General features: G+C 67.7%; 9 protein-coding genes. 3 read left to right on the top strand and 6 right to left on the bottom strand.

Annotated features, from left to right (window positions below):
• The first annotated feature begins 168 nt into the window (after positions 1 to 168).
• Positions 169 to 858 carry an MOSC domain-containing protein gene (locus P2PM1_RS19565; RefSeq protein WP_186400203.1) on the top strand — a complete coding sequence of 230 codons (690 nt, stop codon included), beginning with the start codon at positions 169 to 171 and terminating at the stop codon, positions 856 to 858.
• A 124-nt stretch (positions 859 to 982) separates the two neighbouring features.
• The gene (locus P2PM1_RS19570) at positions 983 to 2,035 is read left to right on the top strand and encodes a helix-turn-helix domain-containing protein (RefSeq protein WP_186400204.1); all 1,053 of its coding nucleotides are present in this window, start codon (positions 983 to 985) and stop codon (positions 2,033 to 2,035) included.
• Positions 2,036 to 2,074: 39 nt separating this feature from the next.
• On the opposite strand, the gene P2PM1_RS19575 is transcribed toward P2PM1_RS19570, so the two are convergent.
• Positions 2,075 to 2,722, bottom strand: a complete 648-nt coding sequence (locus P2PM1_RS19575; protein ID WP_186400205.1) for an AprI/Inh family metalloprotease inhibitor — start codon at positions 2,720 to 2,722, stop codon at positions 2,075 to 2,077.
• A 295-nt stretch (positions 2,723 to 3,017) separates the two neighbouring features.
• Here P2PM1_RS19575 and P2PM1_RS19580 point away from each other — a divergent pair, with 295 nt between their 5' ends.
• Positions 3,018 to 4,994, top strand: coding sequence for a VWA domain-containing protein (locus tag P2PM1_RS19580; RefSeq protein ID WP_186400206.1), 1,977 nt, complete (start codon positions 3,018 to 3,020; stop codon positions 4,992 to 4,994).
• An 81-nt stretch (positions 4,995 to 5,075) separates the two neighbouring features.
• On the opposite strand, the gene P2PM1_RS19585 is transcribed toward P2PM1_RS19580, so the two are convergent.
• The 5 genes from P2PM1_RS19585 to P2PM1_RS19605 form a co-directional block, all read right to left on the bottom strand.
• On the bottom strand, positions 5,076 to 5,927 hold the full coding sequence (locus P2PM1_RS19585) for a carbohydrate ABC transporter permease (protein WP_186394539.1): 852 nt from the start codon (positions 5,925 to 5,927) through the stop codon (positions 5,076 to 5,078).
• The gene (locus tag P2PM1_RS19590; protein WP_208985348.1) at positions 5,924 to 6,838 is read right to left on the bottom strand and encodes a carbohydrate ABC transporter permease; all 915 of its coding nucleotides are present in this window, start codon (positions 6,836 to 6,838) and stop codon (positions 5,924 to 5,926) included. The genes P2PM1_RS19585 and P2PM1_RS19590 overlap by 4 nt, the downstream gene beginning before the upstream one ends.
• A 119-nt stretch (positions 6,839 to 6,957) precedes the next feature.
• Positions 6,958 to 8,253 carry an ABC transporter substrate-binding protein gene (locus P2PM1_RS19595; protein ID WP_244296453.1) on the bottom strand — a complete coding sequence of 432 codons (1,296 nt, stop codon included), beginning with the start codon at positions 8,251 to 8,253 and terminating at the stop codon, positions 6,958 to 6,960.
• Between the two features lie 135 nt (positions 8,254 to 8,388).
• Positions 8,389 to 9,462, bottom strand: coding sequence for an ABC transporter ATP-binding protein (locus P2PM1_RS19600; protein ID WP_186400207.1), 1,074 nt, complete (start codon positions 9,460 to 9,462; stop codon positions 8,389 to 8,391).
• Complete coding sequence (locus tag P2PM1_RS19605) at positions 9,462 to 10,253, bottom strand: DeoR/GlpR family DNA-binding transcription regulator (protein ID WP_186394537.1); 792 nt, start codon at positions 10,251 to 10,253, stop codon at positions 9,462 to 9,464. Before P2PM1_RS19605 ends, P2PM1_RS19600 begins: the two co-directional genes overlap by 1 nt.
• Between the last annotated feature and the right edge of the window lie 29 nt (positions 10,254 to 10,282).

The following is a 10,282-nucleotide window of genomic DNA, read 5'->3' on the forward strand; positions in this document are numbered from 1 at the left end:
CTTCAGAGGTGATCTGCCGAAAGAACGGGCGTGTTCTGCCCTCGAACCAATCACTTATTGGTTCGGTTGTTGCTGGCTCTGTGGGGGGCTGTGCGGCAGTCGGCGGCTTGTGAGGGGGCGCGCGCGCCCATATGGTGGCGCTTCCTGTTTTTCCGACCGGAGTTTCCCATGCAGATGAGCGTATCCGTCAGCGGCCTCTATATCGGCAAGGCGCGTCAGCGATGGGACGGCAAGCCGCCCTCGGCCATCGGCAAGCTGCCGGTGACGGATGGGCTCGATGTCGGGCTGGAGGGGCTTGACGGGGACGAGCAGGCCGACCGCAGCGTGCATGGCGGGCCGGAGAAGGCTCTGCACCACTATCCGGCCGACCACTATGCCTATTGGGCCGCGCGATGGCCCGAACATGCCGGGCGACTTGTCGCCGGCGGTTTCGGCGAGAATGTCTCGACGGTCGGGGTGACCGAGGCCGATGTCTGCCTTGGCGACCGGTTCCGTATCGGTACCGCCTTGGTGGAGATCTGCCAGGGCCGCCAGCCCTGCTGGAAGCTGCCGGCCCATACCGGCATCGACGAGATGGCGGTCGCCATGCAGAAGAGCGGGCGGACCGGCTGGTACTACCGGGTTATCGAGGAAGGTCGGATCGCGGTCGGCGACACGATGGAACTGGAGGCGCGTCCGCTGCCGGACTGGCCGCTCGACAGGATCGTCGCCGCCCGCTTCGATCCGCGTCTCGACCCGGCGATCGCCGCGGCCATCGCGGCGTTGCCGCCGCTCTCCGCGTCCTGGCGCGCGTCGTTCGGGAAAAAGTCGCAAGGCGGCTTTTCCGAGGACACCACGGCCCGCCTCAAGGGCGCATGACTCCTTGCCTGGGCATCGGACACGGGTGCCCTTCGTGTGTGGCTGTGGACGGGGGCCCGCGATCGGGGACTTGCAGGAGCGTGATCTCCTGCTAAACCTGATTGGCAATTCCCCGGAGGGGCCTTTGACGACGGAAGATATATCGCGCGTGCCGCATTCGGTGTTTTCGCTGGATGCGGTGCCGGTTGCCGAGCAGTTCGACGTCTGGCGCGAGAGCATCGGCTGCCTGTTCGAGGTGGACGTGCCGAAGGAGCGCCGGGCCGAGGGCTTTCGCGCCGAACTCGACGCTCATGTCATCGGCGACCTGGCGATGGCGCGCACCCATACCCAGGCGCAGGAGTGGGCGCGTTCGTCCGCCACCATCGCCCGCGACGGCATGGATCATCTGATGATCCAAATCTACGAGGCCGGGACGATGGAGTTCACCCATCGCGGCCGCGAGCAGGTGTTCGGCCAGGACGCGCTGGTGGTCTTCGACCTCGCCCAGGAGATGCGCTCGCGCACCAGCGACTTCACCAATCTGTCGCTGCTGCTGCCGCGTCCCTTGATCGAGCCGTTGCTGAAACAGGCCGGCGACCGGCATATGCAGATCATCTCGGCGCCGGGCAATCCGCTGGCCCGGCTCCTCATCGACCATGTGACGGCTCTGAAGTCGCTGGCCTCGGGGATGAGCCTGTCGCAAGCCACGGAAGCCAGTGCCGCGACCCTCGCGCTCACCGCCGCCTGCCTCAACGCGAGCAAGTCAGAGGATGGGCAGGGCGAGGCCGGCATCGCTTTCGCGCTGCTGGTGCGGGCGCGCCAGCGCATCGCCGAACACCTGCGGGATCCGGACCTGTCACCGGCGCGGGTGGCTCGCCTCTCCGGCGTCTCGCGCACCCGCCTCTATGAGATGTTCGAACCGTTCGGCGGTGTCCTTGCCTATATCCGCGAGCAGCGGCTGCGGCTTGCGCTGCGCATGCTGATCGACCACCGCTTCGCCGAACGGCCGATTTCGGCGATCGCCGCCGACTGCGGGTTCGCCAACGACAGCGCCTTCTCGCGGGCCTTCCGCGCCCGCTTCGGCACGACGGCGCGCGACATGCGCGCGGCCCCCGCTTGGGCGCATCGAAGCGGCCGTGAATTCGACCGCGACCTCGACCGTCGCTACGAGGAGTGGATTCGCCTGCTCAGCGCCTGAGGGGCAGGCGAGACCGAGGCCTCGCCTGTCTCTTTCGCGTCAGCGCCAGGCGACGACCTTCCCGGAGGAGCCATCGAGCGGGCCGTCCATGCGGTTCGTGCCGCTGAGACGAAGAACGGCGACACGCTTGCTCATCATTCCGTTCAGGACAACCTCGTTGCCGCGCAGCGACCAGCTTGTGACGCTTTGCAGCTCGGTGCCGATGCAGCCGAACGTCGAGGCAAAGTCGCCCATGCCAGCTCCGGTCGGGCGCAGCGACAGTCGGCATTGCCTGCCGTCGACATCGACATTCCAGTCTCCGGCGATCTGGCCCTTGCTGACGGGGGCGGGAGCGGCGGCTGTGGATTGCCCCATCATCGCGCCGAACAGCATCGCGGCGGCATTGCCCATCGCGTTGGGATCGACGCGCATGGACGCGGTGGTGCTGGACGATTTGGTGTGGCGGGTGCCGTCTGGCGTCTCCCAGGATTTCGTCGAGGACGACAGGGTTGCGGTGCGCTGGATCGGCGAGGCCGCCGGCGCCTGCGTGCTGCCGAAAGCCGGCGCGCCGAAGGACGGGGCGGCAAAGGCCGGCGGCGGCGGTGGACCGGAGCTCGCCGGTGCCTGGCAGCCGGCAAGAGCGGCGGCAAAGAGAAGGGCAGCCGTCAGGCGGCCGCGAGACGACAGCGCGGGAAGGGATTGGGTCATGCGCGTATCCTGAAACCGTTTTTGAAGTCCGTCCGGAGGTTCGTGCCACACTGCCCCCCTGGTGCGGCGGATGGCACGCCGCCCCTTCTTGTCGCCAGACACGCCAGCCGCCAAGCAGGGGCGGTCAATGCCGGACGCAGTGCCGAGAAAAACGGACGTCCTGCAAGGCCGGGTCGCGGCGTCTTCCACCCTCATCTCGTGACGGGTGTCACATCGCGTCGTACCGCAGCCGCTATTGTGGCTTTGCCCGCCTGCAGTTGTGCGCGGTGTTTCATGCATCCGGTGGAGGTTCGTTTTGCGACAGACAGGAATTGCCGCGCTCCTGGCGACGGCACTGGCCGTGCCGTCCGTGGCGGCACAGGACACGCAGCCCGACACGTTGCTCGTGATCGACATGTCGAACTCCATGTGGGGACAGATCGACGGGGTGGCCAAGGTCGAGATCGCCCGCGAGGCCCTTGCGGGGCTCGTCGACACCCTTCCCGACGGCGCGCCGACCGGCCTGATTGCCTATGGCCACCGGCGCACCGGCGATTGCGGCGACGTCGAACAGGTGGTGCCGATCACGCCGCTCGACCGGGCGGCCCTGAACCGCGCCGTGGCGGCGATGAAGCCGCGCGGCAAGACGCCGATCACCGAGGCGCTGCGGCAGGCGGCGGCCAGTCTCAACGCCAACGACCGGCCGGCGCGGCTGGTGCTGATTTCCGATGGTATCGAGACCTGCGGCGGCGATCCTTGCGCGCTTGCCCGCGAGCTTGCCGCCGGCGGCATCGACTTCACCGCCCATGTCATCGGCTTCGACATCGCCTCGCGCGCTGATCAGGCAAAGATCGCCTGCATCGCCTCGGCGACCGGCGGGCGCTATTTCAACGCCCGCAATGCCGGGGAACTGGCGGAGGCGCTGAGGAACTCGACAGAGGCAGTTTCGGCGGAGCCGGCGGGCTTCCCGGTGGCCTTCAGCGCGGTCGAGGCGGAAACCGGCGCGCCGGTGAGCGGGCAGGTCGACTGGACGGTGGTCGATGCGGCGAGCGAGCAGCTTGTCGCAACGCTCGGCGGCAACGAGGCGAAGATGGATCTTGCGCCCGGTGACTATCTCGTCAGCGCCACGGCCGGTGAGCGCGCCGGGGGTGTCGAGGTGACGGTCGCCGATAAGGGCGCGGCGGTCGTCGTCAGGCTCGCCAGCGATGTGCCGCAGGCAAGCATTGTCCTGGCCGTATCCTCCGCCCCGGCAGCCTCCACCGTCTCGGTCAGCTTCACCGGCCCGATGGAGGAGGGCGACTTCCTGCGTATCCTGGATGCGGGCGGCCAGCGTCTGGAGGTCGACAACTGGGCCTGGATCCGTGATGGCAGTCCGCTGGACATGCGCCTGCCGTCGGAGGTGGGCAGATATGCCGTTGCCTATGTGTGGGCGAAGGGCGGGGATCGCATCCTCGCCACCGCTGCTGTCGAGGTGACGCCGGCGGATCTTGCGATCGACCTTGCGGCGGAGGTGCCGGCCGGCACGATGACGCAGGTGTCCTGGCGCGGCCCGAACGGGGATCGAGACTATCTTGCGTTCGTGCCGGTTGGGGGCTCGGCGGATGCGTCCGGAAACCGTTACGCCTATTTAGTGGAGGGGCCGGTGCTGACCATGCAGGCGCCGTCCGAGCCCGGCGATTACGAGGCGGTCTATATCGCCGGCAATGACGGCCAGGTGATGGTCCGCAAGGCCTTCAAGGTGGTCGAGTCGCCGGCGTCGGTCTCGGTCGAGGGCCCTGTCGTGGTCGGCGGTTATGTGACTGTCGCCTGGACGGGCCCCGGAGGCAGCCGCGACTGGGTCGGCTTCGCCCCTGTCGGCTCCGATGCGGGCAGCTATCTCGGCTGGGCCATGCCCGAGGGCACCAGCGTTCGCCTGTCGACGCCGGCGGTCGCGGGCGACTACGAACTGCGCTACGTGCTCTCGGCTTCGGACGGGGTGAAGGTGCTGGCCTCGCTCCCCGTCACCGTGGCGGAGGCCGAGGTGACGCTCGAGGTCCCGGCAGAGGTCGTCGCCGGCAGCGAGGTGCGGGTGACGGCGCAAGGTCCGGTGGCGAATGCCAACTGGATCGGCTTCGCACGGCCTGACGAGGGCGATGCCGCCTATATCGGAGGGGCGTGGAACAGTGCCGAGAATATCGCCGACGGCCATATCACGGTGATGGCGCCGACGGAGCCGGGCCAGTACGAGCTGCGCTATGTGATCGCCACCGGCGAGCCCCGTGTCGTCGCGCGGGTGCCGGTCACGGTGAAGTAGGGCGAGCGCTGCCAATATATCGACACCCCGGCAGGCGGATGACCTGCCGGGGTGTCTTGCATTTGGCGGAAGCGATCCGTCCTACTTGATGCCGGCGCGCATGAAGCTCTGCACGAACTGCCGCTGGAACAGCAGGAAGGCAATCAGCAGCGGGCCCGAGGTCATCAGCGTCGCCGCATTGATCACCGACCATTCGATGCCGGAGTCGATGGCGGAGAAGATGCTGAGGCCGACCGTCACCGGGCGCGTGTCGACCGAGTTGGTGACGATCAGCGGCCACAGGAAATTGTTCCAGTGGTGGCTGACCGAGACGAGGCCGTAGGCGAGATACGTCGGCTTGGCGAGCGGGATATAGACCCGCCACAGGATGCCGAGCACCGTGGCACCCTCGATGCGCGCGGCCTCGTCGAGTTCGCGCGGCACGGTCATGAAGGTCTGGCGCAGCAGGAAGATGCCGAAGCCGGAGGCGATATAGGGCAGGGCGATCGCCGGGATCGTGTCGACCAGGCCAAGGATGCGCATGGTCTTGTAGTTCTCGACGATCAGGATGTCCGGCATCACCAGCAATTGCAGCAGCACCAGGGTGAACAGGATCGAGCGGCCGGGAAAGGCGAAGCGCGCGAAGGCATAGGCGGCGAGCGTGCACAGCAGGAACTGGCCGGCGAGGATCAGCGTCACCAGCATGAAGGTGTTGAGGAAGTAGCGCGCGAAGGGCGCGGCGCCCCAGGCCTTCTCGAAATTCTCGAAGGTGAGCGGCGCCAGCAGCTCGAAGCGGGCCTCGTAGGCGGACGGGTGGATTGCCGTCCAGATCGCGAAGGCCAGCGGCAGGATCCACAGCAGCGCCAGCGCCCAGGCGGCGAGCGTGTTGAGCGCGCGGTCGAGGTCGAAGCGCCGGCGGCGCGGGCGGGCGGGGGCGTCGGCTGCGGCGGTCATTTGTAGTGCACCCTACGGTCGAAGAAGAAGAACTGGCCGATGGCGAGCGCGCACAGGATCGCCAGCATGGCGACGGTCAGCGTCGCGCCGTAGCCGGTCTCCCAGTATTTGAAGGCCGTCTCGTAGATGTAGAACAGCAGCAGCGACGAGGCGTTGTCCGGACCGCCATTGGTCAGGATGAAGATGTGGTCGACCAGGCGGAACGAGTTGATCACCGCGTTGATCGACACGAACAGCGTCGTCGGCATCATCAGGGGGAAGGTGATGCGCCAGAAGATCGTCCAGCGGCCGGCGCCTTCGATCTTCGCCGCTTCCACCAGGGAGGGCGGGATCGCCTGCAGCGCCGCAAGGTAGAAAATCATGAAGAAGCCGGCTTCCTTCCACACGGTGACGACGATCACCGCGTTGAGAGCGGTCGCCGGATCGCCGAGCCAGTTGGTCTGCGGCCAGCCGAACAGGGTCGATGCGGCCTGGTCGATAAGGCCGAAGCCGGGCGTGTAGAAGAACAGCCAGATATTGGCGACGGCGATCAGCGGCAGCACGGTCGGGGTGAAATAGGCCATGCGCACGAAGCCGCGTCCGGCCAGCCGGTCGTTGACCCACAGGGCCATGGCGATGGCGATGGCGATGGATGTGGGGATCGTACCGAGGGCGAACCACAGATTGTTGCCGAGGACCTTCCAGAAGACCGGGTCGCCGATCATCCGCTCGTAGTTCTCGAGGCCGATGAAGCGGGCCGGACGGCGTCCGCGCGGAGTGGAGTAGAAGCTGTTCCACAGCGTCATCACCGCCGGCACATGGGTGAAGGCGAAGAGGAAGAAGAGCGCGGGAAGCAGCAACAGCCACGCGTGAACCCACTCGCGGCTGCGGATCAGCATCGGCACTCTCGCCTGTCCTGTCGGGGTCGTCATCGTCGTCGCCCTGGTTCGTGTCGGGAGCTGCCGCCGGAGGCGGTCAACCCGGCGGGGATCGGCGGCAGATGCCGCCGATCCCCTTCTGGTGTCGTCGGGGCGCCGTGCGCCCCGCAGGCTCAGCGATACTCGGCGAGGATCGCGTCGGCCTGGGCCTGGGCTTCCTGCAGCGCAGTTGCCGCGTCCTTCTGGCCGGTGATGGCGGCGGCCAGCGCATCGTTGAAGATCGTCGTGACGCGCTGGTTCTGGTAGGTGGACAGCTCAGCGACGGCGAATTCGAGCTGGTCGCGGGCAACCGTCGCCGGCGGGAACTCGGCCGCGTAGGTCTTCATCGCCTCGGTTTCCCAGGCATCGGGACGCGGGGCGACATAGCCGGTGGCGATGGTCCACTTGGCCGCCTGTTCGGGGCCGGTGATCCACTTCACGAAGTCGGCGGCGGCGGTGAGCTGCTCCTCGGATGCGCCCTTGAACAGGTAGAAGTTGCCGCCGCCGGTCGGGGCGCCGCGGCGCTTGTTGGCCGGCAGCATGGCGACGCCGAACTCGAACGGCGCGTTGTCACGCACGTTGGTCAGGTTGCCGGTGGTGGTCCACATGATCGCGGTCTGCCGCTCGAAGAAGGCCTTCGGCGTCGCGCCCCACTCGACGATGCCCGGCTCCATCACGCCGTGCTTGGTGGAGAGGTCGACCAGGTATTGCAGTGCCTCGGCCACCTTCGGATCGTCGAAATTGGTCTTGTTGCCCTCGCTGTTGGCCAGGATCACGTCGTTCTGCGTCGTCAGGCCCTGGAACAGCCAGTAGGGGAAGCCGGAGCTCGGGATGCGCACGCCCCACTGGGTGACGTTGCCGTTGGCGTCCTTCTTGGTCAGCTTCTTGCCGAATTCGACCAGCTCTTCCCAAGTCGCCGGCGGCGTCTCGGGGTCGAGGCCGGCCTCCTTGAAGGCCTCCTTGTTCCAGTACATCACCGGGGTGGAGCGCTGGAACGGGATACCGTAGGTCTTGCCGCCGGTCTGGCTGTTTTCCATGAAGGCCGGATAGAAGCCCTCGATCCAGGCCTTGTCCTCGTCGCTCTTCAGGTAGTCGTCGAAGGGGACGATCAGGTCCTCGTCGATCAGAGTGAACATGTCGGCCGACAGCGCCATGGAGAGCTGCGGCGGCGTGCCACCGCGCGAGGCGGTGATCACCTTGGCGATGGTGTCCTGATACGAGCCGGAATAGACGGCGTCGATCTTCACGCCCGGGTTGTTCGCGACATATTCGTCGGTCAGGGCCTGGATGGTATCGGCGGCCTTGCCGCCGACGGCCACCGGAAAGAAGAACTGCAGTTCGACGGCCTGGGCGGAGGCCCAGGTGCCGAGTGCCAGTCCGGTTGTCAGGGTCGCCGTGGCGGCGGCCTTCATCAGCATCGATTTCAACATGTCTGCCTTCCCTCATGTTGTGCCGGCCGCTTCGCGCTGGCTGTGCCGGCGTCACGTCCCGCGCGTGGGGCGGGAGCGTTTCCTGTCGGGGCCGGGAGCGACCGGCCCGTCATTCGTCTGGGTCCGCCCGCGGGTTCAGCCGGCGAGCCGGGCTCCGGCCGCCATCGCCAGATCATCGCGGCGGTGGCCGGCGGTGCCGTCGAAGACGTGCAGGTCCTGCGGCGCGAAGCCGAGGCGGATCTCGGTGCCTGTGGCGATGTCGTGGTCGCCAGGCAGGCGGACGGTGAAGGTCGCACCGTTCGCCGCGCAGTCGATCAGCATGTCGGCGCCGAGATATTCGAGGCTGGTAACCCGTGCGGCGAGCGGACCGGCGGCGGCGAGCGTCAAGGCTTCGGGGCGCAGGCCGACCTTGTGGGCGGCGAGATCGGCATCCACATGCGCCAGCAGCGCACCCGGCAGCACGTTCATCGGCGGTACGCCGATGAAGCGGGCCGCGAATGGCGTCTCGGGCCGCTGGTAGAGCGCGCGCGGATCGCTCGCCTGTTCCAGCCGGCCGCCATTCAGCAGCACCACCTGATCGGCCATGGTGATGGCCTCGACCTGGTCGTGGGTGACATAGACCATGGTGAAGCCGAGCTTCTTCTGCAGCGCGCGGATCTCCACCCGCATCTCGTGGCGCAGCTTGGCGTCGAGATTGGAGAGCGGCTCGTCCATCAGACAGACCGGCCGCTCGGCGATGATCGCCCGCCCCAGCGCCACGCGCTGCTGCTGGCCGCCGGACAGTTGCGAGGGTTTGCGGTCGAGCAGGGCGGACAGGCCGAGCAGATCGGCAACGCGCTTCAACCGCGCCTCGCGCTCGTCCCTCGCCATCCGGCGCACCTTCAGGCCGAAGACGATGTTCTCGGCGACGTCGAGATGCGGAAACAGCGCATAGGACTGGAACACCATGGCGAGGTTGCGCTCGGCCGCCGGCAGATGGGTGACGTCGCGCCCGCCGATCAGGATACGTCCCGCATCGGCGCTTTCCAGGCCGGCGATCATCCTCAGCGTCGTCGACTTGCCGCAGCCCGAGGGGCCGAGCAGGACGGTGAAGGTGCCGGCGGGCACGCGGATCGACAGGTCGTCGACCGCCTTGTGGGCGCCCCAGACCTTCGAGACAGTCTCAAGCCGGATTTCCTGCCCGCCCGGGCGGGTGTCGGTCGCGGTCATCAGCGCTCCTCGCCGGTGTTGGTGCACACCACGCTCTCGCGTCCGGCGGCCGCGAGCAGCGCCTGGATGGGAGCGGGCAGGGCGGTGTCGCAGAACACCGCGGCAACGTCGGTGATGTGGCCGCCGCGTACGTGCGCCGGGCGGCCGAACTTGCTGGCGTCGAGCACCAGGAAGGCGCGGCGGCAATTGGCGAGGATCGCCTGGCGCGCGGCGACCTCGTCCTCGTGGAAGTCGAGCAGCGTGCCGTCGGCATCGACCCCGGCAACGCCGAAGACGCCGATGTCGACCTTATAGGCGGAGAAGAACCGCTCGGTATCGGCGCCGAGGATGTCGCGGTCGCCGTGGCGCAGCCGGCCGCCGGCGATGGTCACCTCGAAACCGGGGTTCTGCGAGGCCGAGAAGGCGACATGCAGGTTGTTGGTGAAGACCCGGAGGCCCTCATGCCGGGTGAGCGCCTGCATGACGATCTCCGGCGTCGTGCCGATGGAGAAGGCCAGCGAGGCGCCGTCCGGCACATGGCGCGCGACCGTCTCGGCAATCGCCCGCTTCTGTGGCAGGTTCAGGATCTGGCGACGCGCATAGTGCAGGTTGCCCGCCGGGGCCGGCGGCTCGACACCGCCATGGGTGCGCCGCAGAATGCCGTGCTCGCACAGCCGGGTGAGATCGCGCCGGATGGTCTGGGTGGTCACCTCGAAGCGCTCGGCCAGCGCTTCGACCGAGGCGAAGCCGTTCGACTGCACGAGGTCGGCGATCTCGCGCTGGCGCGCGGTTATGGTCAGGTCGCCGGTCATGAGCGACTGTCTTCCTCCCGAATGCGGAC

It is taken from the genome of Stappia sp. P2PMeth1 (assembly GCF_900185735.1).
Lineage (GTDB): Bacteria > Pseudomonadota > Alphaproteobacteria > Rhizobiales > Stappiaceae > Stappia.

Coding starts and splice junctions, on each gene's coding strand:
- P2PM1_RS19590 (WP_208985348.1), bottom strand. CDS start 6,838: ATGACGACCCCGACAGGACAGGCGAGAGTGCCGATGCTGATCCGCAGC.
- P2PM1_RS19585 (WP_186394539.1), bottom strand. CDS start 5,927: ATGACCGCCGCAGCCGACGCCCCCGCCCGCCCGCGCCGCCGGCGCTTC.
- P2PM1_RS19605 (WP_186394537.1), bottom strand. CDS start 10,253: ATGACCGGCGACCTGACCATAACCGCGCGCCAGCGCGAGATCGCCGAC.
- P2PM1_RS19565 (WP_186400203.1), top strand. CDS start 169: ATGCAGATGAGCGTATCCGTCAGCGGCCTCTATATCGGCAAGGCGCGT.
- P2PM1_RS19575 (WP_186400205.1), bottom strand. CDS start 2,722: ATGACCCAATCCCTTCCCGCGCTGTCGTCTCGCGGCCGCCTGACGGCT.
- P2PM1_RS19595 (WP_244296453.1), bottom strand. CDS start 8,253: ATGTTGAAATCGATGCTGATGAAGGCCGCCGCCACGGCGACCCTGACA.
- P2PM1_RS19600 (WP_186400207.1), bottom strand. CDS start 9,462: ATGACCGCGACCGACACCCGCCCGGGCGGGCAGGAAATCCGGCTTGAG.